A 19,652-nucleotide genomic window follows, 5' to 3' on the forward strand; every position below is an offset into this window, starting at 1 on the left:
CCGCCGGCAGTCAGCGCGACCATCGCCGAGGTGGCGATCCCCGATCACCCATCGCCGAGGTGGCGCCCACCCCGCGTTCACCGCGAAGGTCGCGCTCAGCCCTCGGCCAGCCCGCCGGCCGCGTACTCGAGGAAGGTCGCGGCCACGGTGTCTCCCCCGACGGAGGAGTCGGCGATGACAAGCACCGTGTCATCACCGGCCAAGGTGCCGAATATCCCGGTCATCGAGGAGCGGTCGATCGCCGAGGCCAGGTACTGTGCGGCCCCCGGCGGGGTGCGCAGCACGACCATATTGTCCTGCGCGACCGCGGAGACGAGGAGTTCTTCGAGGATCCGCGGCAGCTTCGCGTCGAGGGACTCCCCCGTCGACTGCTGCAGGGACCGATCCCCGCCCTCACCGGGAACGGCGTACACGGATCCTGCGGTCGAGCGGATCTTCACGGCCCCCACCTCGGCGAGGTCGCGCGACAGGGTCGCCTGGGTGACGGTGATGCCGTCGGTGGCGAGCGCCTCGGCGAGTTCGATCTGGGACCTCACGGACTGACGGGTGATGAGGTCGATGATCTTCTGCTGGCGGGCGGTCTTCGTCAGCGGCGCCGAATTCGCCCCGCCGCTCATGTTCTCGCTCATCGGTTCTCCAGGAGGAAGGTCAGCAGCGCCTTCTGCGCGTGCAGACGGTTCTCGGCCTCAATGAAGACCACCGAGGCGGGGCCGTCGATGACCTCGGCCGTGACCTCTTTGCCGCGGTAGGCGGGCAGGCAGTGGAGGAAGATCGGGTCGTTGCCGAGTTCCATGAGTTCCTGGCTGACCTGGTACTTCGTGAACGGGGACGCCTCGTCGTCACGACCGGCGGCATCCTGGCCCATCGACACCCAGGTGTCGGTGACGAGCACGTCGGCACCGTGCGCGGCGGCCACGGGGTCGTCGGTGACGGTCAGCGATCCACCGGTCGTCTGGGCCAGGGCGTTCGCTTCGGAGACGATCGCCTCGGCGGGCTGATAGTCGGCCGGGGCGGCGATGCGCACGTGCATGCCGGCGGTCACTCCGCCGAGGGCGTACGAGTTCGCCATGTTGTTCGCCCCGTCCCCGTAATAGGTCATGGTCTGCCCGGCCACGTCGCCGCGGTGTTCGCGGATGGTGAGCAGGTCGGCGAGGATCTGGCAGGGGTGGAAGTCATCGGACAGGGAGTTGACGACGGGTACGGAGGAGTATTCGGCCATCTCTTCGAGCCCGGCCTGGGCGTAGGTGCGCCAGATGATCGCCGAGACCATCCGCGACATCACGCGGGCGGTGTCGGCGATGGATTCCTTGTGCCCGAGCTGCGCCTCACCGGGGTTGATGATGAGCGGCTGTCCCCCGAGCGCGGCGATGCCGGCAGCGAAGGACACGCGTGTCCGGGTCGAGGTCTTGTCGAAGATGACCGCGGCGGTCTGGGGGCCGGCCAGCGGGGTCCGCGAGTACGGGGCGGCCTTGAGTTCGACGGCGAGGTCGAGGACCTGCGCCTGCTCGGCCGGGGTGAGGTCCGTGTCCTTGAGGAAGTGGCGTGTCATAACGTGTCCTTCGGTGTTAAGTGAGTGGTGCCGGCGCCGAGGTGGCCCCGCGATCCCTGCGAACGCTGATTTGCTGCGCCCGTTGAGCCCCTGCGCCCGCTGGGTCAGCGGCTCAGCCCGCGATGAGCCCGGGCAGGGCCTCGACGAACGGGGCGAGTTCCTCGGTGGTGATGGTCAGCGGCGGGGCCAGGCGCAGGCGGCCGGGGGCAACGGGGTTGATGATGAACCCGGCATCGAGGGCCCGGGCGGCCACGGCCTTCGAGTCCGGCACCTGCCCGTCAGCACCGGCAACGAGCTCGAGGCCGAGCAGCAGTCCCTTGCCGGTGATCTCGCCGATGCCGTCGACCGCGGCCAGCTGGGTCTTGAGCCAGTCGCTGACTTCGGCCACATGGGTCAGCAGGTTCTCGGATTCAATGGTCTCGAGGACGGCGAGTCCGGCGGCGCAGGCGATCGGGTTGCCGCCGAAGGTCGTGCCGTGCTGGCCGGCTTCGAGCAGCTTGGTGTTCGCATCGCCGACGGTGATGGTCGCGCCGATGGGCATGCCGCCGCCGAGTCCCTTCGCCGAGGTGATGATGTCGGGGACGACGCCTTCGCCGATCTCGGGATCCTGATGAGCGAACCAGGAGCCGGTGCGTCCGATGCCCGACTGCACCTCGTCGAGGATCATGAGCGCCCCGACCTTCGTCGTCAGTTCCCGCACCGCCGTGAGGTAGCCTGCCGGGTGCGTGCGCACACCGACCTCTCCCTGTACGGGTTCGATGAACACGGCGGCTGTGTTCTCGTTGATGGCGGCCTCGAGGGCATCGACGTCACCGTAGGGAACGTGGACGACTCCGGGGACTCCGGGGGCGAAGGGTTCGCGGTAGGCTTCCTTCGCCGTCAGGGCGAGGGCTCCCATGGTGCGGCCGTGGAAGGCACCCTCGATGGCGATGATGAAGGGCCGTCCCCCGCCGGCGGCGCGGCGGGCCATCTTGAAGGCCGCCTCGTTGGCTTCGGTGCCGGAGTTCGAGAAGAACACGGCCGACCCGGCGGGCAGGTCGAGGACGTCGTGGAGTTTCTCGGCCAGGCCGATCTGCGCCGGTGAGGTGAAGAAGTTCGAGATGTGGCCGAGTGTCGAGGCCTGCTCGGTGATGGCCTGGACCCAGGTGGGGTGGCAGTGGCCGAGCGCGTTGACGGCGATGCCGGCGAGCAGGTCGAGGTACTGCTTGCCCGCGGCATCCCACACATAGGAGCCTTCACCGCGGACGAGGTCGAGCTGCGGGGACCCGAACACCGGGGAGAGCACGCGGGAGAAGTCATCACGCCACGTCTGCGCCTGATCCGCGTACACCTGATCGGCCTGAGACCGATTGTCAGCAGACTGTCCGTCCGCAGCCGATCCGGCCGCGTCCTTCCCCTGTGTCTCTGTCGTGTCAGTCATGATTGACCTCCGTGGTGTGTCCGTCGCCCAGCGGCGCGGGTTCGACGATGGTGTCCTCGACCATGGTGCCGATGCCCTCCGAGGTGAAGACCTCGAGCAGCAGCGAATGCGCCATCCGGCCGTCGATGATGTGGGCCTGCTGCACTCCGTCCTCGATGGCCTCGAGGGCGGCGGTCATCTTCGGGATCATGCCCGCATCAAGTGAGGGCAGGAGTTCGCGCAGCTTGGCCGGGCCGATGCGGGAGATGAGCGAGGACGTGTCCGGCCAGTTCGCGTAGAGGCCGGGCACATCGGTGAGCATGATGAGTTTGTCCGCCTTCAGGGCTTTCGCCACCGCCGAGGCGGCCAGGTCGGCATTGATGTTCAGCGGCTTTCCCGCTTCGCCCCCGATCTCCGAGGCGATCGAGCAGATGACGGGCACCCGTCCGGCGTCGAGGAGTTCGGTGAGTACGGTCGTATTCACCTGGGCGATCTCGCCCACCCGGCCGAGGTCCACGGTCTGCCCGTCCACCTCGGCGGTGGTCTTGTGCGCGAGCATGAGGTCGGCGTCCTCACCGGACAGGCCGATCGCGGCGTCACCGTTCTGGTTGATGCGGGAGACGATGTCGCGGTTGACCTGGCCGGACAGGACCATGCGGATGACCTCGGCGGCCTCTTCGGTGGTCACGCGCTGCCCGGCCTTGAACTCGGATTCGATGCCGAGGCGTTTCAGCATGGCGGAGATCTGCGGGCCACCGCCGTGGACGACGACGGGGCGGATGCCGGCGAAGCGGAGGAAGGCGATGTCGTCGGCGAAGGACTGCTGGAGTTCCGGGGAGATCATCGCGTTGCCGCCGTATTTGATGACGATGGTGGCGCCGGCGAAGGTCTTGATCCAGGGCAGGGCTTCGGTGAGCGCTTCGGCCTTGACCTGGGCGGCGGCGAGCCGGGCGGCGGTGGATTTCGTGGACATGTCTACGGGGCTGTTCATGTGGAGTAGGCGCTGTTCTCTTCGACGTAATCGTGGGTGAGGTCCGAGGTCCAGACCGTGGCGGTGTGATCGCCTGCGTGGAGGTCGATGACGACGTCGACCTGTCGTCGGAACTCGACCTTCTCGGGGTCTTCGAACGGCCCGGAGGCGCGGCAGACTTCGACGCCGTTGATGATCACGTCGATCTGAGTGGGATCGAATTCCGCCGAGGTGGTTCCCACCTGAGCGACGACGCGACCCCAGTTCGGGTCCTCCCCGAAGATCGCGGCCTTGAACAGGGCCGACCGTGACACGGAGCGTGACACCGTGACGGCGTCGTCAACGCTTGCGGCACCTTGGGTGGTGATGGCGATGTCGTGGTGGGCGCCTTCGGCGTCCACGTGCAGTTGGTGCATGAGGTCGAGGCAGACCTCCTTGACCAGGCCCGTGAACTCATCGGTGTCGACCGTGGCGTCGTGAGCGCCTGAGGACATGAGGATGACGGTGTCGTTCGTCGACATGCATCCGTCGGTGTCGAGGCGGTCGAAGGACTGGTTCGTCGCTGACCGGAGGGCCGCATCGAGCACGGTTTGGTCGACGGCGGCGTCGGTGGTGATGACGACGAGCATGGTCGCAAGGCCGGGGGCGAGCATGCCTGCGCCCTTGGCCATGCCGCCGATCGTGAACCCGGAAGAGCCTTCGCGGGTGGCGGTCTTCGCGACGGTGTCGGTGGTCATGATCGCCTCTGCGGCGGCTTGGCCGGCTTCGACGCTGGTGTCGGCCGCGGCGACGAGCGGGGCGAGGTTGTCCACGATCGCGTCGCGGAAGTCCTGGCCGCCGACGCCGATGAGTCCGGTCGAGCAGACGAGAATGTCCTCGGGTTTCGTGTCGGTGCCGGTCTCGGTGAGCAGCTGAGCGGCGGTCTGCGCGGTCAGGGTCGTCGTCTCGTACCCGAAGTCGCCGGTGTAGCAGTTCGCTCCCCCGGAGTTGAGGACGACGGCCCGCGCTTGACCATTGGCCGACGCCTTCTGGGACCAGAGGACGGGGTTGGCCTTGCACCGGTTCGACGTGTAGACGGCGGCGACGGCGTCCGAGGGCCCGGTGTTGACGACGAGCGAGAGGTCTTTGGTGCCGGAGGGTTTGAGGCCGGCCGTCAGTCCTGCAGCACTGAAGCCGAGTGGTGCGGTCACGCTCATGGGGCGACTCCTTCGAGGGGAAGTGCGGTGGCCTCGTCGAGGCCGAGTGCCAGGTGGATGGATTGGAGGGCCTGCCCGGCGGTGCCGCGGACGAGGTTGTCCAAGGCCACGACGACGAGGATTGTCGAGGCGCGTTCGTCGACGGTGAACTGGATCTGCGCGACGTTCGACCCGGTCGTCGCCGCGGTCTGCGGCCACTGTCCTTCGGGCAGGACACGGACGAATGGTTCATCACCATAGGTCTGAGCGAAGGCTGCGGCCAGTTGGTCCTTGAGCGCGGCTGCGTCGAGGAGGCCTTCGGCGGTCCGCGGTCCGGCTTCTCCGGCGTCGGCGGTGATGGTCGCGAGGATGCCGCGGGCCATGGGAACGAGCGTCGGGGTAAAAGAGATCCGGGTGGGGCCGTCGGCAGCGTCGGCGCCGAGGACTCCGTTGAGGTTCTGTTCGATCTCGGGCACGTGCCGGTGGGTACCACCGGTGCCGTACGGCGACGCATTTCCGAGGATCTCCGCGGCGGTGAGATGCGGCTTGAGAGCCTTACCGGCACCGGAGACGCCATTGGCGAGGACGGCGTTGAGTCCGGTCGGTGCGGCAAGTCCGGCCTGGATGAGCGGTGCGAGACCGAGCGTCACGGCGGTGACGTTGCAGCCGGGCACGGCGATGCGCTTCGTGGTCTTCAAGGTCACGCGCTGCTTCGTGCCGTTGGCGGTGAGGAGTTCGGGCAGTCCGTAGGTCCAGGTGCCCTGGTGGTCGGAGCCGTAGAACTTCTCCCAGGCGGCGGCGCTGATGAGGCGGTGGTCGGCGGCGAGGTCGACGATGAGGGTGTCGGGGCTCGTGGATTCGAGCTCGGCGGCGATCTGTCCGGACTGTCCGTGTGGGAGCGCGAGGACGACGACATCGTGGCCGGCAAGCACCTCGGCGGTGGACTCTTGGACCACGAAATCGGAATATCGGGCAAGATGGGGTTGATGTCGGCCGAGCTTCTCGCCAGCAGTGGAATGTCCGCACACCGTCGTGACGTTCAAGTGAGGGTGAGTGCTCAGCAGCCGGAGGACCTCTCCCCCGGCGTATCCGGTGGCACCGGAGACGGCAACCGTAAGATCGTTCATATGTATAACCATACCAGGCAATTAATTTATATGCAGGAGGCGTGATGACCCAGGCAGTGCGTGCGATGCAGGCTGGTGGACCCGAGGTGCTCGAGTTCGGTGAGGTTCCGACCCCGAAGCCGGGTGCCGGTGAGGTGCTCGTCGATGTCGAGGCGGCGGGTGTGAACTTCATCGATACGTATCGTCGTTCGGGCGTGTATCCGATGGAGTACCCGCATATCGTCGGCGTTGAGGGTACGGGTCGGATCGCCGAGGTGGGCGAGGGCGTCGAGTCCTGGCAGGTCGGCGACCGTGTCGCCTGGCATGAGGCGCCGGGGTCGTATGCGACGCAGGTCGTTGTGAATACGGATTTCCTGCTACGGGTGCCGGAGGGTGTGAGCGCCGAGGTGGCTGCGGCGATGCCGCTGCAGGGCCTGACGGCGCAGTACCTGGCGACGAGTTCGCATGAGATCAAGCCGGGACAGACGGCACTCGTCCATGCCGGGGCTGGTGGTGTCGGGCTCCTGCTCACGCAGATCATCAAGCACTTGGGCGGCAATGTCATTTCAACGGTAAGCACCGAGGAGAAGGCGGAGCTGACCCGCAAGGCCGGTGCCGACGACGTGTTCCTCTATGGCGAGGGCGTGGACATTACGGCGAAGGTCAAGGAGCTCACCGACGGTGAGGGTGTCGATGTCGCGTATGACGGAGTCGGTAAGGACACGTTCGATGCGTCATTGGCCTCAATCAAGCCGCTGGGTTCGATGGTGCTCTTCGGCGGAGCCTCGGGCCAGGTGCCGCCGTTCGACATTCAGCGTCTGAACTCGTCGGGAGGAATCTTCCTGTCCCGTCCGTCGCTGGCCTGGTTCGTTCGCAGCTCGGAGGAGCTGGCGAAGCGTTCGGCGATGCTCTTCAACGGGGTCGAACACGGCTGGCTCAACTTCCGCGTCGGCGCGACGTTCGCCCTGGCGGACGCAGCGGATGCTCACCGGGCGCTTGAGGGTCGGGAGACGACCGGCAAGGTGGTGCTACTGACGGACTGAACCGTTCGCCACTGATTTGAGCCTGGAGTTCCTACCTGAGTTCAGGAACTCCGGGCTCAATTTGTCGGGATGCTGACCTCAGGAAGTACGGCTTCAGCCCTTCACTCATTCAACGTTTGAATCGTTGCGTTATACGACGTACTGCCACATCTCATTACGACGCTGATACCTTGAAGTCATGTACGAAGATTCTGTTCGCGACACAATCCGTCAGTTCATGGCAGCGCGCGATTGGCAGCAGTTCCACACACCCGAGAATCTCGCGAAGAGCGTCTCCATCGAAGCGGCAGAACTGCTCGAGTGTTTCCAATGGGGAGATGCTGACCTCGAATCTGCAAAGGACGAGCTAGCAGATGTGCTGACCTATTGCATGTTGCTCGCGGACAAACTGGGTCTGGACCCCGACACCATCGTCTTGGACAAACTTGAGAAGACGCGCGAGAAGTATCCCGTGGACAAGGCGCGTGGGCGGAGTGTGAAATATGACCAGCTTTAAGATCGAACGGCTTCCGTTCGAATCAGAACGGGTCGAAGCGTGGGGAGCCGCTCACCCACGACATCGAAACTGGCCCGTTGTCTATGTGATGAATAATCACGAAGAGGTGTACATCGGTGAGTCCCTCAACGTCGAGGGACGGATGCGACAGCATTTGAAATCTGATGCTAAACAGAAACTGAAGTCGGTCAGAGTAGTCCTCGATGACACGTTTAATAAATCAGCGTGCTTGGATCTGGAGTCGTTCCTCATCCGCATGTTCCATGGTGACGGCAGCCGCCAAGTCCTCAACCTCAATGCTGGCATCACCGACGCCGAGTACTACGACCGCGACAAGTACAACAAGACGTTCCACCAGATCTTCGAAGAGCTCCGGACTCAAGAGAACCTCTTCAAACGCACGATTCCGCAGATCATCAACAGTGATCTGTTCAAGCTCTCCCCGTTCAAAGCCCTTAACCACGATCAGGCCGTCGCTGTCGATGACATTCTCAAGGGCTTCTTTGACGATCTAGAGAGCGGTGTTGATAACACCGTCGTTGTGAGGGGCAATCCAGGAACGGGCAAAACGGTCGTTGCGATCTACCTGCTCAAGCTGCTGGAAGACATCAGGCGCCGCGATTCAAAAGAGCCGCTCGACATCGACTCCATTTTCAGCGACTACTTCACATCTGAGCATGCCGAGCTACTCAATTCTCTCAAGTTCGCAATCGTGGTCCCTCAGCAATCGCTGCGGGACTCAATCGCCAAGGTATTCAAGCTGACGCCCGGACTCAGCAAGGACATGGTGCTGACGCCGTTCCAGGTAGGCGAGAGCTCAGAGCGTTTCGATCTCCTCGTCGTCGACGAGGCCCATAGACTCAACCAGCGAGCGAACCAGGCGTCGGGACCGCTCAACAAGAAGTTCATTCAGATCAACGAAAGACTGTTTGGTTGGGACGACCCTCAGAAGACGCAATTGGATTGGATTCGAAAGCAGAGTTCGCACTCGATCCTCATGCTCGATGCCGGTCAAACCGTTAGGCCTGCGGACCTGCCAGCAACCAAGACTCGAGAGCTAGTCTCAAGAGCTAGAGCAGCAGGTCGGCTCTACCCCCTTCAAACACAAATGCGGGTCTCAACCGACAATGACTACGTCGGCTACATTCGCGAAGTGCTCAGTGACAATCCTCCAACGGAGCGCAAAGACTTCGGCGACTACGACCTACGAATGTTCACTGACCTTGGCGAAATGAGGCGGCAACTTCAGAAACGCGAAGAAGAGTACGGACTGTCTAGATTGGTAGCTGGCTATGCGTGGCCATGGAACAGCAAGAACGACAAGAGCGCCTACGATATCGAGCTCGACGGCCAGCAGATGCGGTGGAACACGACCACGACGGATTGGATCAACTCACCAAAATCAGCCGAGGAGGTCGGTTCGATCCACACCGTTCAGGGCTACGACCTCAACTATGTCGGCGTCATCATCGGAAACGATCTCCGCTACAACCCGCAAGCAGGCAAGCTCGTCTTTGATCGTGCCAACTATCACGACAAGAAGGGCCGTGAGAACAACCCCAAGCTGGGAATCAAATATACCGACGAGGACCTGCTTAGCTACGTGAAAAACATATATAACGTGCTGCTAACACGAGCAATTCGAGGGACCTACCTGTTCTCCGCCGATCCCTATATGCAAAAATACCTACAAAACTACTTTCACATGCATTGACACCGCTCACCAATATTCCGAGATCGGACAAACAAGGCAACCACACCACAGAATCAGAACGATCACAAACACCGATAAATACAATCAAAACAAGCATTAACGGTATAGTCAGTTTAGAAATCCCGACCAGAGCGCCAACCCTCAGTGAAACAAGCCTGTCAGAACCTCTGAAGTCACCACAAGCCTACACAAAACGCCCAAGTTCGGACTCATTTCTCAGAGCAACTCCACTTCAGGTGTAAACTACTCTCGACCAACCCGTCCCCTAGACCTAGCACGAAGTAAATTTACTCATCAGCCGCCCACTCGACACTACCGAATCAACTACAAAGAATAGAGGTATGCCAGGATATGAATACACTAAACATCAACGAGGTCTTCATTCCGGGAGGAATGCCCAGAACTACATACGTTAAGCGAGAACATCTCGGAATTGAAGAGCGGGTCGAAGAGTGGGCAGAGGGACCACACACTTCGCTTCTATCCGTGTCGGGCCCCACCAAAACTGGCAAGACAGTCTTGCTTAAACGGTTCTTTCCGGAGGCTTTATGGCTGTCGGGTGGTGCTATCGATACAGCAGAGGAACTTTGGGAATTCATTTGCGACCAGTTAGAAGTGTTTACGGATCACGGCCTCAGCGCCAACGTCGGAAACGAATATAGCGCAAGCGGGAACGCAAGCATCAATGCTGGTGTAGCACGAACGGGTGGCGACATTTCAAATGTGGATAGTTCGCAGCGGACAGCCTCACGAGGACGGAAGCGGTCCAATAAGTCTGCCGCCAGAGAAGCTCTACGAGAGAGCAAACTGACCCTAATAGTTGATGATTTTCACTACCTGGCATCGGAAGAGCAGGTTAAAATTATTCGAGGCGTCAAAGATTTGGTATTTGAAGGACTGCCTGTAATATTAGTGTCCGTTCCACACCGTGCGTTTGACGCCGTCCGGGTGGAAAAGGAGATGACTGGCAGATTAGACAATATTTCGCTCGGAAACTGGGTTGATGAGGATCTCGAAGCAATCGCGCTTAAGGGATTCTCCGCACTTTCAATGGATTTTTCCGATAAGACCAGCTCTCGTCTCGCTACGGAAAGCTTCGGTAGTCCGCACTTGATGCAGACTCATTGTTTGGCACTCGGGCGCCTCGCGCAAAAAGAAGCCGCTCAGGAGCATGATATCGAATGGGGGGAATTTTTTTCGGGCACGAGCCGGAGCCTCTTCAAAAACTGCATTTGACCTCCTGAAGCAAGGTCCACGGCAACGAAACGACCGCAACGTGCGTGTGTTAAAAAATGGCATCAAGACAGATATTTATGGGGCAGTGTTGGCCGCAATTGCCAACACCGGACCTATGACCTCAATGCAATACGAGGATTTGCGCGGGGCTCTGAGGAAGGTTTTGGAATCTGATCTTCCTCAGCGTCACGAGATCACCAACATCTTGGATCAAATGACCAAGATCGCTCGAGAAAAGATTGCTGGAGAGCCGGTGCTTGAATACGATAATGAATATTCTACACTTTATATCGCCGACCCGTTTTTCGCCTATTATTTAAGATGGGCGCCGGACTCTTCAAAAGAGTTGGGTGTAGGTAGCCGTTAGGACCCGCTCGCGGAAGCGCCTTTCGGTAGCACGTTCGCAACAAGGTTGTGTGAGACCGAATTTACTGCTCCTTACTGTCTCAACACCTCGCTAACAAGAATGTGATAAGAAGCGAGACACCACGTCCTGTGACTTCTCAGGAACATTCGCCGATGTGTTCGGCCATTCTCTTGGAGGGGATTGGAGGGGAGCGGTATTCTGTAGCGGACGTGGAACGAAACATACAAGGCTCTGAGACCGGTTGTCCCCGAAGTGGTGAGTTTCAGTTTCCACGATGTCGCGAGGTTACACAGCAGAGCGTTCCACGGTTGCTACCGAATAGCGCTTTCCTACGCTAGCGAGATTGCACACCGGATCTTCACACAGGTACTACCGAGAAAGCCGCTTCCGTACACCAAACGACAACATTCGGCGTAGGTGTGCGTGTCCGCAATGTTGGCAAGAGCGCGCGACGTTTCGGTGGAGCTAGGTTTTGGGCAGGGGTAGTATGAGGCAACTCAGGCCATGATCTGTTGCTCCGCCACAGCGAGGAGAACCAAACGATGAGGATTCCGAGTCGCTGGCGCCTCAACCGTATTGCCGGCCCGCCTCGTAGACTTTGACACTGCCGTCCGGGGTGCCCCTGAGGAGCAGGTACATGTAGTACTCGTCGCCGCTGCCCGTATCCGGAGTCGTGACGCCGCAGACCGTGTCTCCGGCCCGGATCTCGTCCCGGGCGGACAGATATTGCATGGTCTTGCCGTTGCCGAAGTAGTACTCGCCTCCGTAGCCACCATCCTCATAGGGCTGGATGAGCTCGCACGTGTCGACTTTCACGCCCTTGGGGAACTGCTCGGAACGGACCGTCGGCGGGTTCGAGGTCTGACCGTCACCGAGAACGTCATCGAGCGATGACATCATTTCGGGTGTCGCCGATTTGCTCGCCTCGGTGTCGTTGCCGGTGGCGACCGCCTCGGCGAATTTCTGCACCTCGGCCATGACCGGCGTACGAACGTCACCGGAGGGCACGTGGTAGACGGTGTCCTGATGGGCGAAGGATTTCCCGTCCCAGCGGTAGAGGGCATCAGCATTCGCGGACTTCTCGCACGCAGTGCATCCGTCGTCACCGTAGACGCCGATTCCGCCGACGTTGAGCTCCAGGTACTGCCCCATCGGGCTGACCGAGTTGAAGTAGGGCTTGGGAGCGTATCCGGAAATGTCTGCCGAGTTGCCACGATCTTCGACGTCATCCCAGAGCTCGATCGAGTCGAGCAACTTGAGGTCCTCATCGTAGAGCCCGATCGATGGGTAGATGTAGGTGCCCCCACCGTTGCAGCTGAATTCGACGGCAGTCACGGCCTTCGTGCCCATCCGAGTCGTCCTGAACTCCTCCATGGCAATACCGGAATAGTGTCCGTCGTCAGCGCTGGCCTTACCATCGGAGAATTCCACCTCGTGCTCGGGCTTCGGTTCCAGCGGGCCGTCACCAAGGTAGTAGTCCTCGTAGGCGAGGCCGAACTCCACGCATCCCGGTGGCGTTGACAGCTTCGCATTCTTGAACGCGTCCGCGCCCGGGAACTTCGCGATCGCGCCACCGTCGCCGAGGTTGTAGCCGGGATCGGCTTTGACGGTGTCGACGTCGCTGGAATCGGTGAAGTCGAAGACCTCGAGAACGCTGTCGGACATGATCATGAGATGCGTGCCGGAGACGGTGAAGCTGTCGAGTTCAGCATCGACGCGCCATAGCTCCTGGCCCGAGTCGACGGCCACACCGTGGACACCTGCATCGTCTGCGATGACGAGCACATCGTCCTCGATCGTCCAGTTCGGTCGCAGCCGTGGCTCGCCGAGGCCGGTCGCCGTCGCCGCCCTCTCGCCGAGTTCCGACTTCCAAAGCACGGAGTCACCGTCGACTGCGATCACCGTCTTGCCGTCCGAGACCACCCAGGGCCCGTCTTCACCAGCGCCGACCATTCGTACGGTCGCGTCGGGGTCGACGTTCACGTCGGGGTAGGAATTGCCGGACGGCGAGCTGAGTTTGCCGTCGTCATTGACGGTGACCGGTACGGCCTCCGTGTCTGGGTCCTTCACCTCAGTGGCGTTGGGGTCTTCATTGTCCGTATCCGCGGTTGATCCGTCCGACTTCGAGCTATTCGAGTCATCGCCTGGTTTGAGGTTGACTTCGCCGTCTTTCAACCTGATCGTGCGATCGCCGCAGACCACGGAGTCAGCCGACCACTTGCAGTCGACGGGTGTGCCGTCAAGCTTTGGACCGGAGTTCTTTGAATCGTCGTCTCCGGAATCGTCCGCGGCAGCCTCGGAGTCCTCGTCGACGACGCCGGCCGGATCTGGTTCCGTCACGTCATCGTGCGGGACCGGTGCCATCCAGGTCGGCTGCAGTGTCTTTTCGTGGAGAGCCATGATCACCGACTGTCGGGGACCGACAACGCGAACAAGCTGCTGGGCGTCATCGGCATCGTCGCCGGCCTGGAGTTGAGTCAGCTGGGCGTTACGTCCGACGTCGGCGAGGTCGACGGCCGCCTTCTGGCTGGGTGCTTTGTCGTAGTTGGAGCCGGAGAGGAAACGAGCGCCGAAGAATCCTCCGGTCACCGCGAGGACGAGGACGAGTGCTGCTCCAATGCCCAGCATCCATGTCCGCTTGTTGTTCTTCCGATTCTGCGGGGAGGGCGAGGACCCGGCGGGTGCAGCAGGTCCATGCTGGTGGGCTGAATACTGCGCAGTGTCTTGCTGCCAGCCTGAGGTCCAGCCTCGGCGAGAGAGCGCTTCCTGGATAGCCGGATCAGGGTGCGCGGCCAGCCAGTCGAGCAGATCCGGATAGGCGTTCGGATGAGCGGCGATGTCGGGGAGCAGGTCCGATCTGGTCCCCGCGATCCTCTGCAGATCGGAAGCGGAGGCATCAGCTGAGCGAACAACGTCGAGATCGGGGTCCTGTCCAGGACCGAGGCTCTTTCCCATACAACAGATGTTATCAGTGGGAATAGGTGGGAATTCCGGCTTTGTCGCACTTCTTCATCAACCGGAAAGCGCTCTGGGTACGATGCACTGTCGGAGCGATTACCCGGTCGCCCCGAACAGACTTTGCTTCTGCTACGCCCCGATGAACTCCCGCATCGCTGGCAGCTCACGCCTCGCCTGCGACAACCCCATCCGGTGGGCGGCGGACAAACGGGAGAGATCTCGAGTGCTGTTGTCGACAGGCATGCGTTCTGGCACGAACACGTGGGCTTCGCCCTCTTCTTCGAGCGCGAAGATACGCTCACGGGTCTCGTTGTAGCGCTTCCATCTGGTCAGCAGCGCCTCGCCCAAAGCCGGGTAGCGGCGGAAGATTCCACGAAAAACGGTAGGGAAGCGTTGCGGCACCTTCTTGTAGCTACGTTCCTGGGTGAGGACGATGACGAACTTTTCGAAGCCCTCGCGTTGAGCCTGGCTGAGAGCGATCCCGCCGTCCTCCCCCATGGCGCCGTCGACGTACACGTGACCGTCCAAGTGCACCGGCGGCATGAGCCCCGGCATCGTCGATGAGGCGCGGACTCGAACCATGAGGTCATCGATGTGCGGGGTGTCTTTGCGCGACCAGACAACGTCATCGCCGGACTCCGCATCGAAGGCGGTGATACGCATATCGCCGGGGTTCGAGTTGAACGTCTCCCAGTCGAACGGCAGCGCCTGATCGGGAGCACCGGCCCGCTGGTAGATGTACTCCGCGTTGAACATGCCCTGTCCACGAGCGAAGTAGCGCCATCCGCCGAACTGCTCGTCCGCGGCGAAGTCGACAAACGACCGACGGGCTCGCCACGCATCTCGAGACAGGTAGTTCACCGCATTCGAGGCGCCAGCACTGATACCTGCGACCCAGTCGAAGTCGATCCCAGCCTTGAGCAAGGTGACGACCATCGCGCTGGTGAGTGAAGCCCGCATCCCACCGCCCTCGAAGATGAGTGCGGTATCGCTGATGCGTGTCGTCTTCACCGGCTCGGCCACCCGATCTGCGTCAGTCATAGTCGCCATCCTAGCGAAGATTACCGACCAGTAGCTACGGTGGTGCCCTTCGAACAGAGCACTACCGTCGCGCGAGGTGACTCACATCAGCCGCCCCGATGCCTCAGTCCAGATCGAGTCCGTCGAGCTGCTGATCCAACGCGTCGAGCGCTTCGATCGCTCCGGCATAGGTCGTCGACATGAGGTAGGGCACCTTGAGGACGTTACCGTTCTTCACGGCAGGCCGATTCTTCCAAGCTTCGGTACTCATGACTTCCTTCTCGAATCGTGGATCGCGGATGTTGTTATCGGGATTGGTCGAGATCAGGATCGCATCAGCCTCGTCGAGATCCGAGATGCCCTCCGGGATGTTCGTGATGAACGATCCGCTGTACTCGCGGTTATACGATCCCTGTTCCGTACTGTCGTAGAGAGGCGCGGCGGCGAAGGTCACATCCTTTGCCGTGTCCCTGCACCTCTCTTTCAACTCCCCCGCTTTGTCGTCGTACTCACGCTTATGCTGCGCTGAAGTTGTCCGCCACTCCGGCAGCGTCGGCAGCCTTCTACCCGACCTCACGCCATTCGGAGGTAATCTTCGGGCCGACGAAGACCGTGGGGACGATCAACTCATAGTCGATCTCCGTTCCATCGCCGGCGCTCGTCTTCGCCGAGCCCGATCCGAATACGTCGAGGTCGTCGATGGCCTCGCTCAGCTCTTCGTCCGGCAAGAGGTCCTTTTCATTCTGCGACGCCGGTGCCGTCGCCACCACGAGCGCCTAGGCGACCGCCAGCGAAGGAGTCGCCCGCGCGTGACTCGAGATTTGTCAGTGAGAGTAAACGGCTCAACTGCGAAGAGCCGAGTAGCCCTGCGTGGTGTACATCAATCGGTAGAGTCACCCAGCTGTGCCCGAAATGACGCTCTATAAACTCTGCTGCGAAGAGCCGCCTCTCAACGGTGGATTCACGACACAGCATCGCAAGTACTCAGTCAGGGTCGAGCACGATGGAACACCGCAGGGTTCGCCGGTCAGTGCCCGCGAACCCTGCGGGCGAATAACCCGACGAGCTCTTTTCGCTGATCATTCATTGCAAGCGCTAAGGCAGTCGCGTTCAAGCCTCAATCAGCGCCTCTCGCCATGGTGCGAATCGTCTTTCAACAAGTTTGAGCAGGACGTTAAGACAGGCAGCAAATATCACTAGGACCACGACTGCACCAAGATAGTCAGGTGTCCTGAATGCTTCTGCGAAAACACGGATTCGATAGCCTACACCGCCGGTTGCACCAAGGAATTCCCCCAGAACCACCCCGATAATACCACCACGAATACTTAGCCTAAGGCCCGATACAATAAACGGCAGCGTGCCCGGAATTATCACGTCGGTGTATATTTGACGGCGCGACGCCCCCAGGGTTCGAACAGCGTCAACCAGAAAACGATCTACGGTGCTCACGCCTTCGATCATAGTGATTAACAGTGGGAAGAAGGCTACGATAGCCACCATTGCGACTTTCGAAGAAATTCCGAGACCAAACCAAATGACAAACAATGGAGTCAGTGCGACAATTGGCGTCGAATACAGAGCGTCAATGATCGGGTTCAATGCGTAGACCAAGCGTCTGTTGCGCCCAATCACAAGTCCGAGAGGAATGGCAACTATAGCAATAACCATGCCAATCAAAAACTCTAGTGCGCTGGTCCCGATGTCAGTCCACAGCGTTCCCGAAGAATAGTCGATCAGTGAAGCAAAGATTCTGCTCGGATAGCTGAAGAAGAGTGGGTTGAAGTCCGCGATCCTCCCCCACAACTCCCAAACGATAAGGGCGGCGATGACGACTCCGAAAGGGAGCAACGTCCTCTCGAGCCGATCGCGACGTTGTCTCGTCACAGCTGACTGCCGTACCAGAGACCGCACTTGATCATTCTTCAACGCTGCGCCACTCCTGGGAGTGCGTTTAGTGGTATTCGTGCTCATGATTCAGCTCCCTGCACTTCGGCCTTCTGTGTACGAAGCACTTCATTGCGAAGTACGCTCCACAACCGCTCTCGAAGATCCCGATATTCATTGCTGCCTGACCAGTCATGGTCAGACCAAGATCCTCGATAGCTGCCGATCTGGACATCCTCGGCTATCACCCCGGGTCGCGCACCCATGACAAGCACCCTGTCCGTGAGGCCGAGGGCCTCGTCCAAATTGTGTGTCACCATAATTGCGGTCTTGCCTTCGTGACGTACCATCCGCGAGAGTTCCTCTCGCATGATTTCGGCGTTCTGTGCATCGAGGGCGCCAAACGGCTCGTCGAGCAGCAGGACCGAAGGTTCGCTGGCAAAGGCACGAGCAATGCCGACTCGTTGCTGCATTCCGCCTGACAGCTGCTGCGGATACAGTTCCTCAGAACCGTCTAATCCAACGAGCTTCAAGTACTTTCGAGCTGCGTCTATGCGATCAAGCTCAGGAGTGCCCTGATACTTGAGGCTCAGGGAGATGTTCTTCAATACAGTCAACCAAGGCAAGAGAGCAAAGTGCTGGAAGATCATCGCGCGGTCCCCGTAGGGGCCGTCAACCACTTCACCATCAATCTCCGCTTTCCCGAAATTTGGGCTCAGCAGTCCCTGGACGATCTTGAGTAGGGTGCTCTTCCCACAACCACTGGGACCGATGATTGCGACAAACTGTCCCGGTTCGATCTCGAAAGAGATGTCTTCAAGAATCAGTTTGCTGCCGTAGGCGAAGTAGGCATTCTCGACCTTGACGGACCCTGCGTTGAAGCGTGTCATGACTCACCTCCGGGCAGATAAGAGAGATCAACCAAATCGTCCAGATCGGCCGGAATATTTTGATCAGTGTAGTTCGACAGTGTCTTGGAAGCCCATTCAAGTCCCTCGTCCGAAACTTCACCGGACTCGGAGTAATGTTTTGTGCTGATAAACTCTTTTAAGCCTTTTTGAACGAGATTCTTTTCAATTCCGGTCGATTCGACCGCGATCTGAGTGACCTCATCGGGATTCTCATTGATGAACTTAGTTGCTTTATTTGTTGCCTTCAAAAATTCCTTGACCGTTTCCGGTTTGTCCTCAAGAGTTTTCGTCCCCGACATGATCACCTGGGCAGGATAATCGTCCACCTCGTCGGACAAGTCGGCTATGGTGTTGAAGCCTGCTTCTTCTGCCTGAAACTCGAAAGGTGTGTTGAGAATAGTCGCATCGATTTGTCCTGCTTCCAGCGCTGACAATCGATCTGAGACACTTCCGGACGCGATGAACTGGACACTTTCAGAACCGACGCCGGCATCGTCCAAAACTTGTTTGGGCTGTACGTCGGTACCGTTGCCTTCATTGAGCATGCCGAATTTCTTACCCGAGAGCTGACTCAAGCTGTCAATGCCCGAGCTGGACACGATTTTATAGTCGTTTGTCTGGGTGAGCGCACTGATGATCTTGGCCTCTGACCCTGCCGCGCTGGCGCTGATCAGGCTTTCAGGGAGCCCAGCATAGAATTGTGCGCTACCTCCGGCGAGCGCAGACAGTCCAGTGGACCCGCCTTTGACAGAGGTCTGGGTGACGTTGAGGCCAGCATCTTTGTAGTAGCCATTCTCTTCAGCAACCATGATCGGCAGGAATGAGAGTCCATTCGAGGATGTGGCTACGGTGACGGAGCTTTCGGAGCCAGTGTTTTCGCCGCCGCATCCTGTTGTGACAGAGACTGCGGCGAGGCAGAGCGTTGCAGCTCCGAACTTCAGGGTACGTGCGGCACGTCCTCCTGTTGATAATCTTCTATGGTCGGTTCGACTTACGGTGGTCCACATCTTTGGGGGTCCTTCCAACTGCAAAATCCATTTGGCTCGGATACTTCTGCGGGATGTACTGGTTTACGCCTGACGCCCTCCTTCCAAATCCGGTCGTTCAGCTGTTGCGGTAATGAGTGACGTAGTCCCAGACGTCTGTGCGCACCGAATATTCAGTGACATCCACAGGACCGATCCCCAGGGCTGATGATGCACGCCGAATATGGATGATCGGAGTGGACGGTTCGATGCCGAGGTACTTGCCCGCTTCCTCGCCAGCGTGGACCGCGACGAGTCGCTCCTCGATCTCTGAGACCTCGATATTTGCTGATTCGGCGTAGAACGCATCTTTGGAGACGAAATCTCCTGCGCCTTTTGTTGCTTCATAGCTGACGCCCACGTTCGGGCTGATGTAGTGCTTCAGGTAGAGGACAGGGATGTCGTTCATTGTGCGAAGACGAACGATGCACAGCAGAGGAGCGTCCGGATCCACGTGCAGAACCTTTGCATATTCAGAGTGCACTCTGTGCCCGACGCTGAGCGTCTGAGCTGATATTTGACCCCCATTTGCGTAATAGTGGTGTTCGAACCCAGTTGTCTGAGCCCATCTGCCTCTCGGATTGTGGTGCGAGACGAACGAACCTTTGCCTTGCAGCCTGTATATGTAGCCCTCAGTTTCCAGCTCGCGCAACGCCTGCCTGATCGGTGTTCGACTGGTCTTGTACTGCCGTTCCATCTCGCTCTCTGATGGCAGCAAGTCGCCTGGCACGAAAGTGCCTGCTGAAATTCCTTCGACGATGTCTTGGTACACGGTGACATGCATCGGTTGACGTGC

The 19,652-nt window shown here is 60.0% G+C and carries 19 protein-coding genes; 5 read left to right on the forward strand and 14 right to left on the reverse strand.

What is annotated here, in order from left to right; translation table 11 throughout:
* Window positions 1-95: 95 nt before the first annotated feature.
* From J9314_RS11440 to argC, 6 genes are all read right to left on the reverse strand, one after another.
* Window positions 96-629, reverse strand: a complete 534-nt coding sequence (locus J9314_RS11440; RefSeq protein ID WP_210602528.1) for an arginine repressor — start codon at window positions 627-629, stop codon at window positions 96-98.
* Window positions 626-1,549: an ornithine carbamoyltransferase gene (gene argF / locus J9314_RS11445; RefSeq protein ID WP_210602529.1), complete on the reverse strand. Its 924-nt coding sequence runs from the start codon at window positions 1,547-1,549 to the stop codon at window positions 626-628. Before argF ends, J9314_RS11440 begins: the two co-directional genes overlap by 4 nt.
* 112 nt (window positions 1,550-1,661) lie before the next feature.
* Window positions 1,662-2,969 carry an acetylornithine transaminase gene (locus J9314_RS11450; protein ID WP_210602530.1) on the reverse strand — a complete coding sequence of 436 codons (1,308 nt, stop codon included), beginning with the start codon at window positions 2,967-2,969 and terminating at the stop codon, window positions 1,662-1,664.
* Entirely contained in the window at window positions 2,962-3,939 is a 978-nt protein-coding gene (gene argB, locus J9314_RS11455; RefSeq protein WP_246490349.1) for an acetylglutamate kinase, read from the reverse strand. The genes J9314_RS11450 and argB overlap by 8 nt, the downstream gene beginning before the upstream one ends.
* Complete coding sequence (gene argJ / locus J9314_RS11460) at window positions 3,936-5,114, reverse strand: bifunctional glutamate N-acetyltransferase/amino-acid acetyltransferase ArgJ (RefSeq protein ID WP_210602531.1); 1,179 nt, start codon at window positions 5,112-5,114, stop codon at window positions 3,936-3,938. The genes argB and argJ overlap by 4 nt, the downstream gene beginning before the upstream one ends.
* Complete coding sequence (argC, locus tag J9314_RS11465) at window positions 5,111-6,220, reverse strand: N-acetyl-gamma-glutamyl-phosphate reductase (RefSeq protein ID WP_246490350.1); 1,110 nt, start codon at window positions 6,218-6,220, stop codon at window positions 5,111-5,113. The genes argJ and argC overlap by 4 nt, the downstream gene beginning before the upstream one ends.
* Before the next feature lie 44 nt (window positions 6,221-6,264).
* Here argC and J9314_RS11470 point away from each other — a divergent pair, with 44 nt between their 5' ends.
* From J9314_RS11470 to J9314_RS11490, 5 genes are all read left to right on the forward strand, one after another.
* Window positions 6,265-7,242, forward strand: coding sequence for a quinone oxidoreductase family protein (locus J9314_RS11470; protein ID WP_210602533.1), 978 nt, complete (start codon window positions 6,265-6,267; stop codon window positions 7,240-7,242).
* Between the two features lie 178 nt (window positions 7,243-7,420).
* On the forward strand, window positions 7,421-7,738 hold the full coding sequence (locus J9314_RS11475) for a nucleotide pyrophosphohydrolase (protein WP_210602534.1): 318 nt from the start codon (window positions 7,421-7,423) through the stop codon (window positions 7,736-7,738).
* On the forward strand, window positions 7,725-9,452 hold the full coding sequence (locus J9314_RS11480) for a DUF2075 domain-containing protein (protein ID WP_210602535.1): 1,728 nt from the start codon (window positions 7,725-7,727) through the stop codon (window positions 9,450-9,452). Before J9314_RS11475 ends, J9314_RS11480 begins: the two co-directional genes overlap by 14 nt.
* Window positions 9,453-9,803: 351 nt before the next feature.
* Window positions 9,804-10,688: a hypothetical protein gene (locus J9314_RS11485; RefSeq protein WP_210602536.1), complete on the forward strand. Its 885-nt coding sequence runs from the start codon at window positions 9,804-9,806 to the stop codon at window positions 10,686-10,688.
* Between the two features lie 40 nt (window positions 10,689-10,728).
* Window positions 10,729-11,055 (forward strand): hypothetical protein, encoded by a 327-nt coding sequence (locus tag J9314_RS11490; protein WP_210602537.1) that lies wholly within the window; start codon window positions 10,729-10,731, stop codon window positions 11,053-11,055.
* A 567-nt stretch (window positions 11,056-11,622) separates the two neighbouring features.
* Here the strand turns inward: J9314_RS11490 and J9314_RS11495 are convergent.
* From J9314_RS11495 to J9314_RS11530, 8 genes are all read right to left on the reverse strand, one after another.
* Window positions 11,623-14,010: a variant leucine-rich repeat-containing protein gene (locus J9314_RS11495; RefSeq protein WP_210602538.1), complete on the reverse strand. Its 2,388-nt coding sequence runs from the start codon at window positions 14,008-14,010 to the stop codon at window positions 11,623-11,625.
* Window positions 14,011-14,142: 132 nt separating this feature from the next.
* Window positions 14,143-15,054 carry a patatin-like phospholipase family protein gene (locus J9314_RS11500; RefSeq protein ID WP_210602539.1) on the reverse strand — a complete coding sequence of 304 codons (912 nt, stop codon included), beginning with the start codon at window positions 15,052-15,054 and terminating at the stop codon, window positions 14,143-14,145.
* A gap of 103 nt (window positions 15,055-15,157) precedes the next feature.
* Window positions 15,158-15,487 carry an ABC transporter substrate-binding protein gene (locus J9314_RS11505; protein WP_210602540.1) on the reverse strand — a complete coding sequence of 110 codons (330 nt, stop codon included), beginning with the start codon at window positions 15,485-15,487 and terminating at the stop codon, window positions 15,158-15,160.
* Window positions 15,488-15,596: 109 nt separating this feature from the next.
* On the reverse strand, window positions 15,597-15,761 hold the full coding sequence (locus J9314_RS11510; protein ID WP_210602541.1) for a hypothetical protein: 165 nt from the start codon (window positions 15,759-15,761) through the stop codon (window positions 15,597-15,599).
* A gap of 382 nt (window positions 15,762-16,143) precedes the next feature.
* Window positions 16,144-17,007, reverse strand: a complete 864-nt coding sequence (locus tag J9314_RS11515; RefSeq protein WP_210602542.1) for an ABC transporter permease — start codon at window positions 17,005-17,007, stop codon at window positions 16,144-16,146.
* The gene (locus J9314_RS11520; RefSeq protein WP_210602543.1) at window positions 17,004-17,810 is read right to left on the reverse strand and encodes an ABC transporter ATP-binding protein; all 807 of its coding nucleotides are present in this window, start codon (window positions 17,808-17,810) and stop codon (window positions 17,004-17,006) included. The genes J9314_RS11515 and J9314_RS11520 overlap by 4 nt, the downstream gene beginning before the upstream one ends.
* A complete protein-coding gene (locus J9314_RS11525; protein ID WP_210602544.1) occupies window positions 17,807-18,838 on the reverse strand; it encodes an ABC transporter substrate-binding protein in 1,032 nt (343 codons plus the stop codon). Before J9314_RS11525 ends, J9314_RS11520 begins: the two co-directional genes overlap by 4 nt.
* Window positions 18,839-18,935: 97 nt before the next feature.
* Window positions 18,936-19,628 carry a GntR family transcriptional regulator gene (locus J9314_RS11530; protein ID WP_210602545.1) on the reverse strand — a complete coding sequence of 231 codons (693 nt, stop codon included), beginning with the start codon at window positions 19,626-19,628 and terminating at the stop codon, window positions 18,936-18,938.
* Between the last annotated feature and the right edge of the window lie 24 nt (window positions 19,629-19,652).

The sequence above is a fragment of the Brevibacterium oceani genome (assembly GCF_017948325.1).
GTDB lineage: Bacteria > Actinomycetota > Actinomycetes > Actinomycetales > Brevibacteriaceae > Brevibacterium > Brevibacterium oceani.